General features: G+C 67.9%; 21 protein-coding genes and 1 pseudogene. 12 read left to right on the top strand and 10 right to left on the bottom strand.

Features of this window, described 5'->3' with window-relative positions:
- Positions 1–11 precede the first annotated feature (11 nt).
- Positions 12–1,388 (bottom strand): S41 family peptidase, encoded by a 1,377-nt coding sequence (locus tag PLC66_RS12170; RefSeq protein WP_324540733.1) that lies wholly within the window; start codon positions 1,386–1,388, stop codon positions 12–14.
- A 49-nt stretch (positions 1,389–1,437) separates the two neighbouring features.
- Positions 1,438–2,805, bottom strand: a complete 1,368-nt coding sequence (locus PLC66_RS12175; RefSeq protein WP_324540735.1) for a murein hydrolase activator EnvC family protein — start codon at positions 2,803–2,805, stop codon at positions 1,438–1,440.
- Positions 2,806–3,020: 215 nt separating this feature from the next.
- On the opposite strand from PLC66_RS12175, the gene PLC66_RS12180 reads away from it, so the two are divergent.
- The 6 genes from PLC66_RS12180 to PLC66_RS12205 all read left to right on the top strand — a co-directional run bounded on the left by PLC66_RS12180 (position 3,021) and on the right by PLC66_RS12205 (position 6,146).
- Complete coding sequence (locus tag PLC66_RS12180) at positions 3,021–3,350, top strand: ArsR/SmtB family transcription factor (protein ID WP_324540737.1); 330 nt, start codon at positions 3,021–3,023, stop codon at positions 3,348–3,350.
- A 44-nt stretch (positions 3,351–3,394) separates the two neighbouring features.
- Positions 3,395–3,811 (top strand): rhodanese-like domain-containing protein, encoded by a 417-nt coding sequence (locus PLC66_RS12185; protein WP_324540739.1) that lies wholly within the window; start codon positions 3,395–3,397, stop codon positions 3,809–3,811.
- 2 nt (positions 3,812–3,813) lie between these two features.
- On the top strand, positions 3,814–4,083 hold the full coding sequence (gene grxC / locus PLC66_RS12190; RefSeq protein ID WP_324540740.1) for a glutaredoxin 3: 270 nt from the start codon (positions 3,814–3,816) through the stop codon (positions 4,081–4,083).
- 119 nt (positions 4,084–4,202) lie between these two features.
- Positions 4,203–4,667: a protein-export chaperone SecB gene (secB, locus tag PLC66_RS12195; RefSeq protein WP_324540743.1), complete on the top strand. Its 465-nt coding sequence runs from the start codon at positions 4,203–4,205 to the stop codon at positions 4,665–4,667.
- 10 nt (positions 4,668–4,677) lie between these two features.
- Positions 4,678–5,157, top strand: a complete 480-nt coding sequence (locus tag PLC66_RS12200; RefSeq protein WP_324540745.1) for an SH3 domain-containing protein — start codon at positions 4,678–4,680, stop codon at positions 5,155–5,157.
- On the top strand, positions 5,154–6,146 hold the full coding sequence (locus PLC66_RS12205) for an NAD(P)H-dependent glycerol-3-phosphate dehydrogenase (RefSeq protein WP_324540747.1): 993 nt from the start codon (positions 5,154–5,156) through the stop codon (positions 6,144–6,146). The genes PLC66_RS12200 and PLC66_RS12205 overlap by 4 nt, the downstream gene beginning before the upstream one ends.
- 34 nt (positions 6,147–6,180) lie before the next feature.
- Here the strand turns inward: PLC66_RS12205 and PLC66_RS12210 are convergent, their stop codons facing one another.
- From PLC66_RS12210 to PLC66_RS12220, 3 genes and pseudogenes are all read right to left on the bottom strand, one after another.
- Positions 6,181–6,651 carry a tRNA (cytidine(34)-2'-O)-methyltransferase gene (locus PLC66_RS12210; protein ID WP_324540749.1) on the bottom strand — a complete coding sequence of 157 codons (471 nt, stop codon included), beginning with the start codon at positions 6,649–6,651 and terminating at the stop codon, positions 6,181–6,183.
- A gap of 89 nt (positions 6,652–6,740) precedes the next feature.
- Positions 6,741–7,220: a ComF family protein gene (locus tag PLC66_RS12215; RefSeq protein ID WP_324540775.1), complete on the bottom strand. Its 480-nt coding sequence runs from the start codon at positions 7,218–7,220 to the stop codon at positions 6,741–6,743.
- Between the two features lie 45 nt (positions 7,221–7,265).
- A pseudogene (locus tag PLC66_RS12220) lies at positions 7,266–7,496 on the bottom strand (double zinc ribbon domain-containing protein); the annotation flags it as partial.
- Between the two features lie 92 nt (positions 7,497–7,588).
- Here PLC66_RS12220 and PLC66_RS12225 point away from each other — a divergent pair.
- Complete coding sequence (locus tag PLC66_RS12225) at positions 7,589–8,515, top strand: methyltransferase domain-containing protein (protein ID WP_324540751.1); 927 nt, start codon at positions 7,589–7,591, stop codon at positions 8,513–8,515.
- Positions 8,516–8,544: 29 nt separating this feature from the next.
- Positions 8,545–9,192: a pyrimidine 5'-nucleotidase gene (locus PLC66_RS12230; RefSeq protein WP_324540753.1), complete on the top strand. Its 648-nt coding sequence runs from the start codon at positions 8,545–8,547 to the stop codon at positions 9,190–9,192.
- Between the two features lie 159 nt (positions 9,193–9,351).
- On the opposite strand, the gene hemB is transcribed toward PLC66_RS12230, so the two are convergent.
- Both hemB and yihA read right to left on the bottom strand, forming a co-directional pair.
- Positions 9,352–10,368: a porphobilinogen synthase gene (gene hemB / locus PLC66_RS12235; RefSeq protein WP_324540755.1), complete on the bottom strand. Its 1,017-nt coding sequence runs from the start codon at positions 10,366–10,368 to the stop codon at positions 9,352–9,354.
- Between the two features lie 220 nt (positions 10,369–10,588).
- On the bottom strand, positions 10,589–11,290 hold the full coding sequence (yihA, locus tag PLC66_RS12240; protein ID WP_324540777.1) for a ribosome biogenesis GTP-binding protein YihA/YsxC: 702 nt from the start codon (positions 11,288–11,290) through the stop codon (positions 10,589–10,591).
- A gap of 121 nt (positions 11,291–11,411) precedes the next feature.
- Between yihA and PLC66_RS12245 the strand changes: the two genes are divergently transcribed.
- The 4 genes from PLC66_RS12245 to phoU all read left to right on the top strand — a co-directional run bounded on the left by PLC66_RS12245 (position 11,412) and on the right by phoU (position 14,897).
- Positions 11,412–12,041, top strand: a complete 630-nt coding sequence (locus PLC66_RS12245) for a c-type cytochrome (protein WP_324540757.1) — start codon at positions 11,412–11,414, stop codon at positions 12,039–12,041.
- Positions 12,042–12,173: 132 nt separating this feature from the next.
- Complete coding sequence (gene moeA, locus PLC66_RS12250; protein ID WP_324540759.1) at positions 12,174–13,427, top strand: molybdopterin molybdotransferase MoeA; 1,254 nt, start codon at positions 12,174–12,176, stop codon at positions 13,425–13,427.
- A gap of 25 nt (positions 13,428–13,452) precedes the next feature.
- The gene (rpiA, locus tag PLC66_RS12255) at positions 13,453–14,121 is read left to right on the top strand and encodes a ribose-5-phosphate isomerase RpiA (protein WP_324540761.1); all 669 of its coding nucleotides are present in this window, start codon (positions 13,453–13,455) and stop codon (positions 14,119–14,121) included.
- 80 nt (positions 14,122–14,201) lie between these two features.
- Positions 14,202–14,897: a phosphate signaling complex protein PhoU gene (phoU, locus tag PLC66_RS12260; protein ID WP_324540763.1), complete on the top strand. Its 696-nt coding sequence runs from the start codon at positions 14,202–14,204 to the stop codon at positions 14,895–14,897.
- 83 nt (positions 14,898–14,980) lie between these two features.
- Here the strand turns inward: phoU and PLC66_RS12265 are convergent, their stop codons facing one another.
- Genes PLC66_RS12265 through argA form a run of 3 tightly spaced genes read right to left on the bottom strand, consistent with a single transcriptional unit; the run spans position 14,981 to position 18,019 of the window.
- Positions 14,981–15,253, bottom strand: coding sequence for an oxidative damage protection protein (locus PLC66_RS12265; RefSeq protein ID WP_324540765.1), 273 nt, complete (start codon positions 15,251–15,253; stop codon positions 14,981–14,983).
- Between the two features lie 49 nt (positions 15,254–15,302).
- On the bottom strand, positions 15,303–16,706 hold the full coding sequence (locus PLC66_RS12270) for a sensor domain-containing diguanylate cyclase (protein ID WP_324540767.1): 1,404 nt from the start codon (positions 16,704–16,706) through the stop codon (positions 15,303–15,305).
- A complete protein-coding gene (gene argA, locus PLC66_RS12275; RefSeq protein ID WP_324540779.1) occupies positions 16,703–18,019 on the bottom strand; it encodes an amino-acid N-acetyltransferase in 1,317 nt (438 codons plus the stop codon). The genes PLC66_RS12270 and argA overlap by 4 nt, the downstream gene beginning before the upstream one ends.
- Between the last annotated feature and the right edge of the window lie 465 nt (positions 18,020–18,484).

Genomic DNA, 18,484 nt, shown 5'->3' on the forward strand with positions numbered 1-18,484 from the left:
GAGCTCATGGATTATTTTTCATTCTGGACGATCTGCTCACCCTTGAGAAGGCGGATGGCCTGCTGGAGCTGGAAATCGTTCTCGCCCGCGAGCTCGAAGCGCACCGGCTCTGCTTCGTCTGCCCCATCGGCCGCTGTGCGTGCGCCTTCGGCCTTCTGACGCGCCTCGGCCTCGGGATCCTTGTCGTTGCCCAGATGCCCCTGCAGGTCGGCTTCGCGCATGCGCCGGCTCGAGCCATTGGCGGTTTCCTCGACCACGATGTCGGGCTCGATGCCCTTGGCCTGGATCGAACGCCCGTTCGGCGTGTAGTAGCGCGCGGTGGTGAGCTTGATCGCGGTGTTGTTGTTGAGCGGCAGGATGGTCTGCACCGAACCCTTGCCGAAGGTCTGGGTCCCCATCACGGTCGCCCGCTTGTGGTCCTGCAGGGCGCCGGCGACGATCTCCGAGGCCGACGCCGATCCGGCATTGACCAGCACCACCATCGGCACATCCTTGGCTGCGGCCGGCAGGCCGCGCAGGAAGTCATTGCGCGTGCCGCGCAGGTAGTCGGCCGGAATCGCGCGGTATTCGCGTTTGGCATCCTCGGTGCGGCCATCGGTCGACACCACCAGCGTATTGGCCGGCAGGAAGGCCGCAGACACCCCGACCGCCCCGTGCAGCAGGCCACCCGGATCGTTGCGCAGGTCGAGCACCAGCCCTCGCATCTCGCCCTCGGCGGCGAGCTTGTTGAGGTGATCGACCACCGCAGCCGCGGTGTTCTCCTGGAACTGGGCCACGCGCAGATAGCCGAAGCCTGGCTCGATCACCTTCGAACGCACGCTCTGCACCTTGATGACCTCGCGCGTGAGGGTGAGCACGATCGGACGCGACTCGCCCTTGCGCATGATCGTCAGCGTGATGTCGGTGCGCGGCTTGCCACGCATGCGCTTGACCGCATCGTTCAGGCTCATGCCCTTGACCGGTGTATCGTCGAGCTTGACGATCAGGTCGCCCGCCATCACGCCGGCGCGAAAGGCCGGCGTGTCTTCGATCGGCGAGATGACCTTGACGAAACCATCTTCCATGCCGACCTCGATGCCGAGCCCACCGAACTCGCCCTGCGTGCCCACCTGCAGGTCCTTGAAGGCCTCCGCATCGAGATAGGCCGAGTGCGGATCCAGGCCCGACAACATGCCGCTGATCGAGTCGGTGATGAGCTTCTTGTCCTCGACCGGCTCGACATAGCCCTGCTTGATCGCATTGAAGACGTCGGCGTAGGCGCGCAATTCGTCCACCGGCAGCGGCACCTGGGTACTGCGATCGGCGTTGGCGGAAAAATTGAGGCTGATCATGACCCCGGCCACCATGCCGGTCATCACCAGGCCAAACTGCTTCAGCTTGCTGCGCATGAAAACTCCATTGGTTCGCCGACGCTTGCCGCCAGCCCTACCGTCAGAACTAGTTGAGTCGCACCCACTGCAGCGGATCCAGGGCCTGCCCCTGGTGACGGATCTCGAAGTATAAACCCGAATCCCCGCCCACCCCGCTGCTGCCCACGCTGGCCACGGCATCCCCTCCCGCGACCCGGTCGCCGACCTCTTTCAGCAAGGCATCGTTGTTGCCATAGATCGAAAGATAGTCGCCGCCGTGATCGATGATGAGCAGGTTTCCATAGCCCCGCAGCCAGTCCGAAAACACCACCTCGCCCCCAGCCACGGCGCGCACGTCAGCCCCGACCCCGGTGCGGATGAAGACACCCTTCCAGGTCGTGCCACCGTCTGCCCTTGGAGCACCGAAGCGGCCAACGAGTTCGCCGCGCACCGGAAGCCGCAACTGGCCACGCAACTGGGCGAAGCGCACGCCGGTGGGGGTGGGACCCGGGGTGGCGCGCACCTCACCCACCACGGGCTCGGCCCGCCGCGCGACCGCCGCCGCAGGGGGCGTGGCGGGCTGGCTGCGCGCGCGCGCAGCACGGTCGGCCGCCGCGCGCTCCTCGGCGGCGCGGCGTTCGGCAGCGCGCTGCTCCGCCAGGCGGCGGGCCGCCTCCCGTGCAGCGGCCTCGCGCGCGCGCCTGACCAGGGTATCGATGACCTTGGCCAGGCGCTGCTCGTCCTGCTGCAGGCTGCTGACCTCCTTCTTCTGTGTCTGCAACTGGCGCGAGATCTCGGCCAGCGCCTGCTTGCGCCGCGCCTGCACCGACTCGAGTTCGGCGCGGCGGCTGCGCTGCTCGGACTCGAGCGCAACGAGGCCATCGCGGCGCGCCTGGATGTCCGCGGCACGCGCGGCGGTCTCGCGCAGGTCGGCGCGCAGACCCTCGATGAGGGCAAGGCGGGCACGCCCGAGGTGTTCCAGATAGCGTGCGTCGCGCGCGAGCTGATTGGGATCCTGCGCCGACAGCAGCGGTGCCACGCCGTCGGCCGCGCCATGCACGTAATGACGGCGCAGCCATTCGCCGAGCTCGTCGCGGCGCGACGCGATGCGCGCCTCGGTTGCGCGCTGCTCGGCCTCGAGCAGGTTCAGCTGCTTTTCGGTGCCCTTGCGCTCTGATTCAAGGCGAGCGAGCTCGCGCCGCACGCGCGACACACTGCGCTCCGCCTCTGCCACCGCGTTCGCCGCACCTGAGCGGCTGACCTCGGTGCGCGCCATCTCCTGCTGCAGGTCACGGATGCGCTTCTTGAGGTCATCGAGGTCGGAGCGCCGCTCGACGATCTCGCCGCTGGCCTGGGCAAAGGCATCCCCGGCCAGACCACCACCCAGCCAGGCCGCCAGCCCCGCGAGCACGACCAGCAACCGCCACCCAGCCATCACCGGCGACACGGAGCGCACTCCCGGCTCAAGGCCGCAAGCCCGCTGCTGCCGGCACGGCGGCGAGCGCAAGACTCCGAGCGCAGTGAGGGAGCGCGCCGGAGTGGAATGAGGCGGATGTGAACATGGACGGCACTTCCCGTTCTGCGGCATTGATGGTTGCGCGCGCAGCGCGTCTTCCCTGCATCAGGGCAACGCAATATTTTATACTATCGCTTTGCCCGAGCTGGCCCATCGTGACCAAAGACGACATATTCGCCCTCATCGACAAGCATGAGCACATCGAAACCGCAGCGCGCGCGCTGAAGGCGATCGCTCATCCGCTTCGTCTCAAGATCCTGTGCGTGCTGGGTGACGGCGAGGAGTGCGTGCAGGACATCGTCGAAGCCGTCGGGACCTCGCAAAGCAACATCTCCCAGCATCTCGCCATCCTGCGCGACAAGGGCGTGCTGCAGACCCGCAAGGACGCCAATCGCGTCTATTACCGTGTCGGCGACCAGCGCACGCTGCAGCTCATCGTGCTCATGCGCGAAGTGTTCTGCGGCGTCGAGCCGGACGGGCATTGAGCCCCACAGCCGACCCACTCACCCCAACCGGAGCCTGACCTTTCGTGGAATTCCTGCAACAAAACTGGTACTGGGCCGCGCTGGCCGCCGTCTCGGGTGCCTGGCTGATGGCCGACCTCATCCGCAACCATGGGGACAAGAGCCAGCTTTCGCCCGTCGAGGCGACACTGCTGGTCAACCGCGAGGACGCGGTCATCATCGATGTGCGCGAGCAGGGCGAATACGCCCAGGGTCACATTCCCAACGCCCGCCACATCCCGCTGGGCGAACTCGAACGCCGCAGCAAGGAACTGGAGAAGTGGAAGAGTCATCCGGTGATCCTGTGCTGCGCGACCGGCGCACGCGCCAGCACGGCGCTCAAGCAGCTCAAGCAGGCGGGCTTCGAGAAGCTCTTCAATCTGCGCGGCGGCATGATGGAATGGCAGAAGGCCGGGCAGCCCGTCAGCCGCAAGAGGAAATGAGCATGCAGCCCGTCGTGCGCATGTACGCCACTGCCACCTGCCCCTACTGCATCCGCGCCGAGCAGCTGCTGCAGCACAAGGGCGTGAGCGCGCTGGACAAGATCCGTGTCGATCTCGAGCCGGCGCGCCGCGAAGAAATGATGAAGGCAAGCGGACGGCGGACGGTTCCACAGATCTTCATTGGCGACTACCATGTCGGTGGCTGCGACGACCTGTTCGAGCTCGACCGCGCCGGCCGGCTCGACGGTCTGCTCCGCGGCGAGCCAGCCTGACTGCCGCGCACGGCAGCCGACCACGGACGCAAGGCCGTCAGCCGATCGCCCACTGTGCGACTGCCCCGCCCGGGGCAGCCGCCTCAACCTCCCACCGAACCTTCAGCGGACCCTCATTCATGTCGGAAAATACCCAACCCGTCTTCTCGATCGAAAAGCTCTACGTCAAGGACCTGTCGCTGGAGGTGCCGGGCGCGCCCAAGATCTTCCTCGAGCGCGAGAACCCGCAGATCAACGTGCAACTGCGCACTTCCGGACAGGCCGTCGACGACGGCGTGTATGAAGTGACCCTGACCGTCACGGTCGATGCCAAGATCGGCGAAGATCGCAGCCTGTTCATGGTCGAAGTCGCCCAGTGTGGCATCTTCCAGATCCGCAACGTACCCGAATCCGATCTCGAGCCGGTGATGATGATCGGCTGCCCGAACATCCTCTTCCCCTACGCCCGCGAGGCCGTATCGGATGCGGTGACGCGCGCGGGCTTCCAGCCGGTGCTGCTGTCCCCGGTCAATTTCGAGGCGCTCTACCAGTCCCAGCGTCAGCAGGCGGCACAAAGCCCCGCTGGCGAGATCCCGATCCAGTGAGGCCCTGACCATGAGCCGCGAGCGTCGCACCCCCACAGGCTGGCCGGCAGGGCTGCAGGGCCTCGCCTTCCTCTTCCTGAGTGCGGCCTCCGGCCTGGCCACTGCGCAGGGCATTCAGTTCCGCTCCGCCGGGGAAGGGGTCGTCGTGCGCGATGCGCCCTCGCCGCAGGGCCGCCAGCTGTTCGCATTGCGCGCCGGCACCCCACTCGAGGTCATCGTCATCCAGGATGGCTGGGTCCGCGTGCGCGAGCCGGGCGGCACCCTGAACTGGGTCGAGGAGCACACGCTGGTGCCGCGCCGCACCGTCATGGTGTCCGTCGACCGGGCGACCATCCGGCGCGAGGCGCGCGATGACGCTGCGCCCAGCTTCGAGGCGGCGCGCAACGTCGTCCTCGACCTGATTGAACCTGCCGCCTTCGGCTGGGCCAGGGTCCGCCACCGCGGCGGGCTCGAAGGCTATGTGCGCGTCAACGAGGTCTGGGGCCTGTGAGCGGCATCCGCATCGCCGTCTTCGGGGCCGGCGCATGGGGCACGGCGCTCGCGCAGGCCTTCAGCGCGAGCCATCAGGTGAGCCTGTGGGGCCGCGACCGGCTGCACCTGGGCGAGCTCGCTCGCACGCGCGAGAACCACCGCTATCTTCCCGGCGTCGCGCTGCATGAGGCGCTCGCCTTCGAGCCCGATTTCGACACCGCGGCACGCGACGCCGACCTCCACCTCGTGGTCACGCCCCTGTCCGGCCTGCGCGACACCGTCCGCCGCCTTCATCGCCTGCAGCCCGGCACGCCACTGCTGTGGGCGTGCAAGGGCTTCGAGGCCGGCAGCGGCCGCCTACCCCACGAGATCATCGCCGAGGAGCGCGGCGATGCGGCCACCTGCGGCGTGCTCACCGGGCCCAGCTTCGCCGCCGAGGTCGCGCGCGGCCTGCCTGCCGCGGTGACGCTGGCAGCGCACGATGCAGGCTTCGCCCGCCACTGGGTCGGCGTGCTGCACCAGCCGCGCCTGCGCATCTACGCCAACACCGACCTGGTCGGATGCGAGACCGGCGGCGCGGTCAAGAACGTGATGGCGATTGCCGCCGGCGTCGCCGACGGCATGGGCTTCGGCCTCAACGCCCGCGCCGCCCTGATCACCCGCGGCTTGGCCGAGATCGCCCGCCTCGCCCAGGCGCTCGGCGGCCGCAGCGAGACCTTGATGGGCCTCGCCGGCATGGGCGACCTGATCCTCACCTGCACGGGCGACCTGTCGCGCAACCGGCGCGTCGGCCTGGCGCTGGCCGCAGGCAAGACCCTGGACGACATCCTGCGCGAACTCGGCCACGTCGCCGAGGGCGTATCGACGGCACGCGAAGTCGTGCGCCTGGCCCATCGCCACGGTGTCGAGATGCCGATCTGCGAGGCGATCGACGCCCTGCTCCACCACGGCCTCAACGCCCGCAGCGCGGTCGAGCGCCTGCTCGCCCGCGACCCGCGCGAGGAATGAGCACATCGCGGGTCGCGGCAGAAGCGCGCTCGACCTACTGTGCCACTGCGCCGGAAAACTCGTGCTGGCGCCAGGCCTCATACACCACAACGGCCACCGCGTTCGAGAGGTTGACACTGCGATTGGTCGGGCGCATCGGAATGCGGATGCGACACTCGGGCGCGAAGGTCTGCAGCAGCTCATCGGGCAGGCCGCGACTCTCGGGACCGAACAGCAAGGCGTCGCCCTCGCGATATTCGATCAGGTCATGACGGCGGCTGCCGCGGGTGCTGAGCGCAAACATGCGGCGCCCGTGCAGGGCAGCCGCGCACTGCGGCCAGTCCGCATGCACGCTGACGCAGGTGAGGTCGTGATAGTCGAGCCCTGCCCGCGCGAGCTGCTTGTCGGAGAGGTCGAAGCCTAACGGGGCCACGAGATGCAGGCGCGAACCGGTATTCGCGGCCAGCCGGATGATATTGCCGGTATTGGGCGGGATCTCGGGTTGATAGAGGACGATTTCAAACATCGGCGTGGAGTCGGCAGGAGGGAGCGACGGCCTGCCAGCGCAGGAGCCGGGCGGCGATCGGGACGCCACTGTAAACCAGCTCGACCCGCTCAGTAAGGGGCGGGCGTGCGCGCCACGACCAGATTGCCCACCCAGATCGCACCGCTGCGCTTCAGGCAGCGCGCCAGTTCGTCGAGCGTCGCGCCGGTGGTCATGACGTCATCGACGACGATCACGCGCTGCCCATGCAGATCCATGTCGCAGACAAAGGCGCCGCGCGGGTTGCGCTGGCGTTCTTCGCGCCCCAGGCCGGCCTGGGCGGGAATGTCGCGGACCTTGCTCACCAGCGCGAGCGCCAGGGGCAGCGCCCTTCTGCGCGCCAGCGGCCGCGCGAGCTCGACGGCCTGGTTGAAGCCACGCTCGGCCAGACGCCGCGGATGCAGCGGCATCGGCAGCAGCAGATCCGCATCGGCGCCGAAGTCGCTCCCGAGTTCGCGCAGTTCGGCGGCGAAGCAGGCCGCCAGTGCGAGCTGGTGCCGGTACTTCAGGGCATGCACCATGGCATCGACCGGAAAGGCAAAATCGTACAATGCCCGCGTCGCATCATAGGCGGGTGGCCTGCGCGCACAGGCGGCGCAGAGCCCGCCGCCGAGACCGGGCAAGGCACAACGCGGACAGGCGGTGGAGGGACGCCGCGGCAAGGCCTGCCTGCACGGCGCGCATAGGGCATGGCCGCCCGAACTCGAACCGCAGGCGAAGCAGCTCTGAGGCGCGACGAAATCGGCAACACGTTGCCACAGCGCAAGCAGGGCGGGAGTTGGGTTTGACAAGATTTCGGCCGATGAAAGAACATGCGGGCCTCGCAATTACAGCCCGGAACGCACGCAATGACAATGGTCTCAGCTCCGAGCGACCGCGGCAGGCCGACGACACCGACTGCCTTGCAGGCCCCACGGCAATGAGCGCGCGCGCCATTGACAGCGCGAGCGAGTTCGCCCTCGATCGCAAGCTGCTGCGCCGTCGCTTCGAACGCGCTGCCGCAACCTGCGACGGCGCCGATGTGCTGGCACGCGAGGTGGCCCGGCGCATGGACGAGCGGCTGGACTACATCCGCCTCACGCCCCGCCGCATCCTCGATCTCGGCTGCGGCACGGGCGCTGACCTGCCGCGGCTTGGCACACGCTTTCCCGACGCCACCGTGCTGGCCGCCGACTACGCGCCCGCCATGGTCGCACGTGCCGGCGCGCGCATCGCGCCGCCGGCTGCACGCGCCGGCCTGCTCAAGCGCCTGCTCGGCAAACCCGCGGCCACGCCACCGCACGTCGTCGCCGACGCCCGCAGCCTGCCCTTCGCTCGCGCCAGCCTCGGCCTGGTGTGGTCCAACCTGATGCTGCCGGCCGAGGATGACCCGCTCCCCGTTCTCCAGGAGATCCACCGCACGCTCGAAGTGGGCGGCCTGCTGATGTTCTCCACCCTGGGGCCGGACTCGCTGCGTGAGTTGCGCGCGGCGCTGCCGCAGGGCGCGGGCGAGCGCGTGCACCGCTTCATCGACATGCACGACCTCGGCGACGCGCTGATCAAGGCCGGCTTCACCGATCCGGTGATGGACATGGAAATGCTCACCCTCACCTATACCGAACTCGACGACCTGCTGCGCGACCTGCGCGCCACGGGTGCCAGCAACGCGGCCCGCGGCCGGCCGCGCGGGCTGTCGGGACGCGGCGGCTGGACGGCGGCACGCGCCGCCTACGAGGCGATGCGCCTGGACGGGCGCCTGCCCGCGACCTTCGAAATCATCCAGGGCCACGCCTGGAAGGCCGCCCCCAGGACCACCGAGGACGGCCGCAGCATCGTCCGCTTCCAGCCCCGCCCGCCGGCGCGCTGATCACGCCACGCCAACTGCGCTCCCCCCCGATGACCCTGCCCCCCGTCTGGCTGTTCGACCTCGACAACACGCTGCACAACGCCAGTCCGCACATCTTTCCGCATATCAACCGCAGCATGACCGCCTACCTCGAGCGCCACCTGTCGCTGTCACGCGAGGAGGCCAACGCGCTGCGCATGCACTACTGGCGGCGCTACGGCGCCACCCTGCTCGGCCTGATGCGCCATCACGGCACCGACCCGCGACACTTCCTGCGCGAGACCCACCGCTTCGACCGCCTGCACGAGATGATGGTGTTCGATCGTGCCCTGCGCGGAATGCTGCGCCAGCTGCCGGGGCGCCGCTTCGTGTTCTCGAACGCGCCGCGCCAGTACGCGCTGGCCGCGCTCGACATCATGGGCGTGCACGACCTGTTCGAGGACGTCATCGGCATCGAGGATCTGGACTACCACCCGAAGCCCGGCATCCGTGCCTATCGCAGGCTGCTGTCGTCGCGCCGACTCAATCCGGCGCGCTGCATCATGCTGGAGGATTCGGCCGTGAATCTGCGCACCGCCAAGCGCCTGGGCATGCGCACGGTGCTGGTCGGCCGCGGCCTGCGCACGCCGGCCTATGTCGATCTCAAGCTGGCCTCGATCCTCGACCTGCGCCGCCGCCTCGGCAGCCTGCTCGCCTGAAGCGCTCAGGCGGCAGGGCGCCGCACGTACAAGGCCCCCGCACCATAACCGCAAGACCGTTCAGACGCGTCGGCGACGAAGCCGAGCCGGCGCCAGACGTCGACCGCATCGGCCGCAGGCTCACGGCCCTGCCGGCCTCATCCATCGCGATGCGCCCGCTCACGCCCCGGCTTTCATCCAGCGCGCGGCGTCGAGCGCGTAGTAGGTCAGGATGCCGTCCGCGCCCGCGCGCTTGAAGGCGAGCAAGGCCTCGAGCGCGCACGCCTGCTCGTCGAGCCAGCCGTTGGCTGCCGCAGCCTTGAGCATCGCGTACTCGCCACTGACCTGGTACACGTAGGTCGGCACCTCGAGCTCGTGCTTCACCCTGCGGACGATGTCGAGATAAGGCATGCCAGGCTTGACCATGAACATGTCCGCCCCCTCGGCGATGTCGAGCGCGACCTCGCGCAGGGCCTCGTCGCTGTTGGCCGGGTCCATCTGGTAGGTGTACTTGTTGCCCTTGCCGAGATTACCCGCCGAGCCGACGGCGTCGCGGAAAGGGCCGTAGAAGCTCGACGCATACTTGGCCGAGTAGGCCAGGATGCGGGTATGGATGTGACCCGCGGCGTCGAGTTCGGCGCGGATGCGCCCGACGCGGCCATCCATCATGTCCGAAGGGGCCACCACGTCCGCCCCCGCCTGCGCGTGGCACAGCGCCTGCTTGGCGAGCGCCTCGAGGGTTTCGTCGTTCATCACGTAGCCCAGCGGATCGGCGGCATCGATGAGGCCATCCTGACCGTGGCTGGTATAGGGGTCGAGTGCGACGTCGGTGATCACGCCCAACTCCGGGAAGCGCGCCTTGAGCGCCTGGAGCGTTCGCGGCACCAGCCCATCGGGGTTCCAGGCCTCTTCCGCCCCCTCGGTCTTGCCCGCCGCGTCGATGACGGGGAACAGCGCCAGCGCCGGCACGCCGAGCTCGAGTGCCTGCTCGGCCACCGGCAACAGCCTGTCGATGCTCACACGCTCGACACCGGGCATCGACGGCACTGCCTCGGTACGGCCATTGCCATCGAGGACGAACACCGGATAGATCAGGTCGTCCGCGGTGAGCACATGTTCACGCATCAGGCGACGCGAAAACTCGTCGCGGCGCATGCGGCGCATGCGGGTAAGGGGAAAGGCTCCAGTGGGTCGCATGGTCTACTCTCGCAAAGTCGAATTCTCGGATTATCGATCAGAACAAGGATCGGGGCGCAGGCTCAGCGGCGTCGACACAGCCGGTAACGAGAACGCAGCGGAACTTCCTGGCGGCTGAAACCTCATAGCAGGCAGATGGCGTCCGGCCGCTTGCCGGCCATCTCCCGCTTCACCTCCCTGAGCGGGTGCCTCACGCCCGGTGAGGCATTTTGGCCCCCGACTAAGTCCCCTGGTCGGGGGCTTTTGTTTTTGCCGCGCTCGCCCCTGCCGGCACTGCGCCAGCCACCGTCGGCAAGTCAGAGGAAGCCTCCAGCTCGACCGCTGGCAGCTCGCCACTGAGCCAGGCAGCAATCACCTGCTCGGCCTCCTCGACGCCCGTCTTCTTGAGGCTTGAGAACAATTGCACCGTGACCTGCGGACCGAGCGGCCGCAACTGGCTGCGCACGTCCTGCAGCGTGGCCGCGGCTGCGCCGCGCGACAGCTTGTCGGATTTGGTCAACAGCACGTGAATCGGACGCCCAGAGTGCACATACCAGTCGATCATCTGCCGATCGAGCGGGGTGAGCGGATGACGCGAGTCCATGATCAGCACCAGGCCAATGAGACTTTCGCGCTTCTTCAGGTAAGTCTCGATCAGGCCCTGCCACTGCCGCCGGATCTTCTCCGGCACCGCCGCGTAGCCGTAGCCGGGCAGATCGACCAGCAAGGCGCCGCTGTTGAGCCGGAAAAAATTGATGAGCTGGGTACGGCCCGGCGTCTTCGACACGTAGGCCAGCCGCACATGACCGGCGAGCGTGTTGATCGCACTCGACTTGCCCGCATTCGAGCGGCCCGCAAAGGCGATCTCGGGGCCGGAGGGAGGCGGCAGGCCCGAGGGCTTGGCGATCGAAATCTCGAATTGTGCGTTGCGGAAAAGAGGCATGAAAAAAAGGCTGAAAAGCCGACTGGCTGCGGGATAAACCCCACTCCGCATCGCGCAAGCGGGGTTTCGTGTTATAGAATACCGCGTTTGAAACAATCACTCACGGCTTTCCGAGGACATCATGATCAAGCGTTCCCTGCTGCTCTCGTCGTTGTTGCTGGTCGCCGGCGGCCTGCATGCTCAGGACCAGGCTCCGGACCTCGCCAAGGCGAAACAGACCGCCGAGACGATATGCGCCGCCTGTCACGGTGCCGATGGCAACAGCCAGCTTTCGGCCAACCCGAAGCTCGCTGGACAGCATGAAGACTACCTCTTCAAGCAACTGCGTGAATTCAAGGGCTGGAACGGCAACGCGCCCGTGCGCGAGAACGCGGTCATGACGGCGATGGTCGCCGGCCTCGAGGAAAGCGACATGCGCGCGCTGGCCAAGTACTACGCGTCGTTCGAACTGCAACCCGAGCCGGCGAAGAATCTCGACACGATCGAACTCGGCCGCCACATCTGGCGCGCAGGCATCGCGTCCAAGGGCGTGCCCGCCTGTGCTGCCTGCCACGGCCCTGCCGGCGCCGGCATGCCGGCTCAGTATCCCCGCCTGTCGGGCCAGTTCGCCGAATACACCGAAGCGCAGATGAAGTCCTTCCGTGACGGCGTCCGCCACAACGACCCGAACAGCATGATGCGCATGATCGCCATCAAGATGACCGATCCGGAAATCAAGGCGGTGGCTGACTACGCTGCCGGCCTGCGCTAAGCGCACGCGACGGCATGTATCCCGGGGTGGCGAACACCGCCCCGCGCAGGCTGGCCGGATGGGCCGACGCCCGCCTCGAACGTCCGGCCAGCCCCGCTTCCTGACCTGCCCGTTCTCCCGCGGAGATCGCCAATGACCCAGCCTTCTGCCGTCGCCACCGAACTCGGGCGCAACTTCCTCGCTGTTGCCGAGGCCCGCGCGGCCATCCTCGATGGCCTGTCGCCCGTCAGCGGCTGGGAGCGGGCGGCGGTGCGTGCCGCGCTCGGTCGCGTGCTCAGCGCCGACGTCATCGCGCCCTACAACGTCCCCGCGCACGACAACTCGGCGATGGACGGCTACGCGGTGCGCGCCACCGACCTCGCCGCGGACACCGAGACCGCAGTCGCGGTGGTCGGTACCGCGTTTGCAGGCCGGCCGTTCTCGGGCATCGTCGGCGCTGGACAGGCTGTGCGCATCATGACCGGCGCCTCGATCCCCGCGGGTGCGGACACCATCGTGGTGCAGGAAGTCACCCGCCGCGAAGGCGAGCGCGTGTTCGTGCCGCCCGGCCAGAAGAAAGGCCAGAACCTGCGCCGCGCTGGCGAGGACCTGGCCGAAGGCAGCGTTGCCCTGGCGGCCGGCACGCGCTGCGGGCCCGCCGAGCTGGGCCTGATCGCCTCGCTCGGCATCGCCGAAGTCAGCGTTCACCGACCGCTGCGCGTGGCCTTCTTCTCCACCGGTGACGAGATCGCCTCGATCGGACGCCCGCTCGGGCCGGGCGAGGTCTATGACAGCAACCGCTACACGCTTTTCGGCGCGCTGGCACGCCTGGGCTGCGAACTGCTCGATATGGGCGTCGTACCGGACCGCCCCGAAGCGCTCGAGGCCGCTTTCCGCGAGGCGTCGGAGGCGGCCGACGTGATCATCACCAGCGGCGGCGTGTCGGTCGGCGAAGCCGACTTCATCCGCGACATGATGGCGCGCATGGGCGAGGTGGCGTTCTGGAAGCTGGCGATCAAGCCGGGCCGGCCGATGGCCTTCGGCCGCATCGGCAAGGCCGTGCTGTTCGGCCTGCCGGGGAATCCGGTGGCCGTCATGGTCACTTTCTACCAGTTCGTACAGGACGCCCTGCTCACGCTGATGGGCGTGTCGCCGCTGCCGCCGGCCGCGCATTTTTCGGCCGGCGCGCGCTTTTCCCTGCGCAAGCAGCCCGGCCGCGTCGAATACCTGCGCGGCCGCCTGCAGCGCGATGGCAGCACGCTCTCGGTCGCCCTCGCTGGCGCCCAGGGCTCGGGCGTGCTGCGCTCGATGGCCGAGGCGGACTGCTTCGTCGTACTGGGCGAGGACTGCACCCAGGTCCAGCCCGGCGACACGGTCTACGTCCAACCCTTCCACGGCCTGCTTTGAGCGGCCACCTACATTGCCTACCGCCATGACCCAGGACGAACTCAAGCAGGCTGCGGCGCGTGCCGCACTCGACTACATCACGGATGGCGACGTCGTCGGCGTCGGTACGGGCTCGACGGTGAATCACTTCATCGACGCCCTCGCCGGCATGCGCGCGCGCATTCGCGGCGCCGTCTCCAGTTCGGAGGCCAGTTCCGCCCGCCTGCGCGCGCACGGCATCGAGGTCTTCGACCTCAACGGCATCGCATCGCTGCCCGTCTATGTCGACGGCGCCGACGAGATCGACGCCAGCTTCGCGATGATCAAGGGCGGAGGCGGCGCCTTGACGCGCGAAAAGATCGTCGCCGCGGTGTCCGAACGCTTCGTGTGCATCTGCGACGCCAGCAAGCGCGTGTCGGTGCTGGGCCGCTTCCCCCTGCCGGTCGAGGTGATCCCGATGGCCGCGCGCCACGTGGCGCGCGAATTGCGCCGCCTGGGCGGCGAACCCAAGACGCGCGAAGGCTTCATCACCGACAACGGCAACCTGATCCTCGACGTGCACGGACTGGAGATCACCGACCCGGTGGGCATGGAGACCCGCATCAACCAGATCGTCGGCGTGGTCACCAACGGCCTGTTCGCCGAGCGCGGCGCCGACGTGCTGCTGCTGGCCACGGCTGCCGGCGTCGAACGCCATACGGCAAAGCCGGTCTGAACTCCTACGCTCCGGGATGCAACAAAAGCTTAACAATCGCCTGTTAGCCTGCCTGCTTCCTGGATCGGACCATGGCAAAAATGACTGAACACACTTTCAAGCAGTTCGACGTCGAACTGGAAGAAATCCGTCGCGGCGTACTGCAGATGGGCGGACTCGTCGAGGCTCAGGTCGCGAAGGCGCTCGAGGGCCTGCGCAACGGCGATATGGTGTTGCTTGACGCGGTGGTCGAAGGCGACAAGTCGGTCAACATGGCACAGATCAAGCTTGATGACGACTGCAGCCACATCATCGCCAAGCGCCAGCCGGCTGCCCGCGACCTGCGCATGGTGCTGACGGTGATCAAGACGATCGCCGATCTCGAGCGCATCGGCGACGAGGCCAAGAAGATCGCCAAGGCCGGCCGCCGCCTGCACTCGTCGGAGATCCCGTTTGCGCCGCGCGTCGGCCTCAGCCAGTCGGCCGAGATCGCGCTCGAGATGCTACGCGCCGCGCTCGACGGCTTCGCCCGCGCCGACGCCAGCCGCTCGGAGGAGATCAAGCGCAAGGATGCCGAGGTGGACGCGGGCTTCAAGGGCATCATGCGTCAGCTCATCACCTACATGATGGAAGACCCGCGGACCATCACGAACAGCCTGGAAATGCTCTTCATCGCCAAGTCGATCGAGCGCGTCGGCGATCACGCGATGAACATCGCCGAACATGTGGTCTTCATGGTGAGCGGCGAAGACGTCCGCTTCGAGAAAGCCCAGGCGAGCCTCGGCTCGCAGAGCTGAACGCCCGGCTCATAGCCGCGCGCACCCATTGAAAAGGGGATGTCCTGCGACATCCCCTTTTTCGTGCCTCCTGCGGCCTGCGCTCAGGACTGCGGCGGCACGTAGCCAGCCACCTGATCGGCGCCGCCCTCGAAGAAATGCTTCTCCATCTGCTCGGCCAGGTATTTGCGCGCGCGCGCGTCCATCAGGTTGAGCCGGTTCTCGTTGATCAGCATGGTCTGGTACTTGACCCACTGCTGCCAGGCCTCCTTCGACACGTTTTCGAAGATGCGCTTGCCGAGCGCGCCCGGCACGGGCGGCAGGTCCAGACCTTCGGCCTCGCGGCCGAGTTTCACGCAGTTAACCATCCGGGCCATGTTTCAATCCTCTCTGCTATCTGGTTCATCGGAGCTGTAACCCGGCATTCTAGCCGATTCGCCCTGTCGCGCCGCCCTGTGGCGGCCGCGCCGATACGGTCGCGCGGTTGCGCCCGTCCCCCTTGGAGCGGTACAAGGCCTCGTCGGCCGCGGCCACCAGCGCCTCGCCACCGAGGGCATTGTCGGGAAAACGGGCGATCCCCACGCTGGCCGTGACGCCCACCTCCTGCCCCTCGAAGCAGAAGCGCAGCGCCGCAACGCCTTCGACGAGGCGGTGCGCAAGCTCGAGCAAGCCCTCGGCTTCCGCGTCGGGCACGAGCAGTGCGAACTCGTCGCCGCCGACCCGGAACAGCATCTCGTTGCGCCGCACGATACGACCGACGCCCTGCGCGAGACCGACCAGCACCTCATCGCCGGCCTGGTGGCCGAAGGCGTCGTTGATCGGCTTGAAACCGTCAAGGTCGAAGGCGAGCAAGCCAACGGCCGAGCCGCGGCGGGCCGCATCGGCGAGCATGCGCTCGAGCTCCTCATGGAAGCGACGGCGGTTGTACAGGCCGGTCAGCTCGTCGCGCTCGGCGAGCTCGACCAGGCGCCGCGAGATCCGTCTCGCCTCGGTCACGTCCTCGTAGATCCAAACACGGCCGATGCCCTGCCCTTGATCACCGCCATGCACCACCGCCGAGCGATCGGTGACGATCCGGCCATCGGCAAAGGCAAACTCGTACTCCTCGCTCACCGCGTCGCGGGCACGCACGACGGCATCGATGTGGTCGAAGTAGGCATCGGCGTCGGCCAGCACGCGTGCGGCCTGGTCCTTCAGCACCGCCTCCCGACTGCCGACCAGCTGGCTGTCGGGCGCATAGCCCCAGATCTCGAGCATCGCCCGGTTGTGATACAGCACGCGCCGATCCTGGTCGATGAACAGGATGCCGAGGCGGATCAGGTTGAGCAGGGCCGCCAGGCGCTGGCGTTCGTCATTGCTGCGCAGCAGATAGTGTTCGCGCAAGGCCTGGGCACGGCGCAGTTCGGCCACGGTCTCGAGCAGGGTGTACTCGGTTTCCTTGCGCGCCTGGATGTCCTCCGCCGACAGGCGCAGGCCGGCTCGGCTGCCCTTGTGCGGCCGCCGCCGGCGCCAGTGCATCGCGACCCACAGTACGCGTCCATCGCGCGCGACGAGGCGCAGTTCGAAATCCTGCGGCAGACCGTTTTCCAGCACCTGTGCCGCCATGCGCCGACAGTAGTCGCGATCGGACTCATGCACGAGCAGCGCGATGACGTCGGCCGCAGCAAGGCATTCGGCCGGCGTGCAGCCGGTCAGGCGCTCGATGGACGGACTGATCCAGGACAGGCGCTGATCGGCGTCGAAGCTTGCCTCGATACCGTGCACGCCGTCCATGAGCTCGCGCAGGAAGCCAAGCTCGTCAGGCTGAGAGACCTTTCGCCCCCACTTCATAGGGTCTTGACGAAGACCTTGGAGCGCCGCTGCAGGTTGTAGAGTTCGCGCTTCTGGCGCGGCAGCGCCTCGGGGCCGATCTCGCTGAAACCGCGCTCGCGGAACCAGTGCGCGGTACGGGTGGTGAGCACGAACAATCGCTCCATCCGCTGCAGCCGCGCGCGGCGCTCGATGCGCCTGAGCAACTGGTCGCCCAGACCGGCGCGGCGGTATTCGGGCATCACCGCCAGGCAGGCGAGCTCGGCGGCGTTGTCCTCGCTGAAGGGATACAGCGCCGCGCAGCCGACCAGCACGCCGTCGTGCTCGACCACGGTGAAGCGCTCGATCTCCTGCTCGAGCAGCTCGCGCCCCCGCCGCACCAGCGTGCCATCGGCCTCCATCGGCGAGATCAGCGACACCAGCGCCGCGACGTCGTCCACCGAGGCCTCGCGCAGGCGGAACAGCGGATCACGCGACACCACCGTGCCGACGCCGGCATGGGTGAAGAACTCCAGCAGCAGGCCACCGTCGAGGTCACGGTCGATCAGGTGGCAGCGCGCCACGCCCTTGCGCACGGCACGGATCGCACTCGGCAGGAAGAAGTGCAGATCCTCGGTCAGTCCCTCGCCGGCATCGAGCTTGCGCTGCGCCTCGTCGGCGGTCACCGACTCGACGAGCAGCCCTTGCTCGTCGAGCAGGCCGGGCGCATCGCACAGGTAGATGAGTTTCTCCGCCTTCAGCGCCACGGCCACGGCCTCGGCCACCTCTTCCATCGCCAGGTTGAAAATCTCGCCCGCGGGCGACACGCCCAAGGGCGTGATCAGGACCACGTTCTGCTGGTCGAGGTCGGCGTTGATCTCCTCGGCAATGATCTTGCGCACCGCGCCGGTGTATTGGTAGTCGATCCCTTCCACCACACCCACCGGCCGCGCAGTGATGAAGTTGCCACCGGTGACGCGGATGTAACTGCCCGCCATCGGCGTGTTGGGCAGCCCCTGAGAGAGCAGCGCCTCGACCTCGAAGCGCGTCACCGCCATGGCGGACTTCACGCACTCCAGGGCGTCCGCATCGGTGACGCGCAAGCCATGATGGAAACGCGACTCGAGGCCGCGGCGCGCCAGTTCGGCGTCGATCTGCGGCCGTGCACCGTGCACCAGCACCAGGCGGATGCCGAGTGCTGCGAGCAGGTTGCAGTCATAGGCCAGGCTCTGTGCCCGCGTACCGGCCGCCACCTCGCCGCCGAAACCGACGACGAAGGTACGGCCGCGGAAGGCATGGATGTAGGGCGCGGCGCCGCGCACCCAGGCGACGAATTGTGCCGTGGTGTCATCCACTCGCGGCACGGTCGAGGCAGGAGGAGAGGTCTCGGGGCTGGAACTGTTCTTGTCGGCGCTCACGCGTTCACCGCTGCTGGGGCCGGGCACGACTGAAGGCGGCCCGGCAAACTGGAATCAATGGCCGATTCTAGCCCGGATCCTCCGCCAGAGTGCGCGCGGCAGCACCTCGAAACCCGCATGAAAGCGTGCCTGCAGGGCAGCTCGGCAGGCGTCGGTGGCGTGACGCTGGGGCGCTGGCACGCACGACAGCGAAGACCGAAGTGCCGCGCGCCCCCTTCCCCGTACTGGGGAGGCTCAGCCTTCCTTGTACGGCCCGGCGCCGAGCCCGATCGGCGCCGGCGCGGCAGCGACCAGCTTAGAGAAGAGCTGCGCGAAGTCCTCCTCGCCCGCCCGGGCGCTGGCGCGCCTGCCGCTCAGCGGGTCGTCGGCGATGAAGCCGGCATTCGCCCGCTCCCAGTCCTC

The organism is Thauera sp. (assembly GCF_035444905.1).
In the GTDB taxonomy this organism is placed as follows: Bacteria; Pseudomonadota; Gammaproteobacteria; order Burkholderiales; family Rhodocyclaceae; genus Thauera.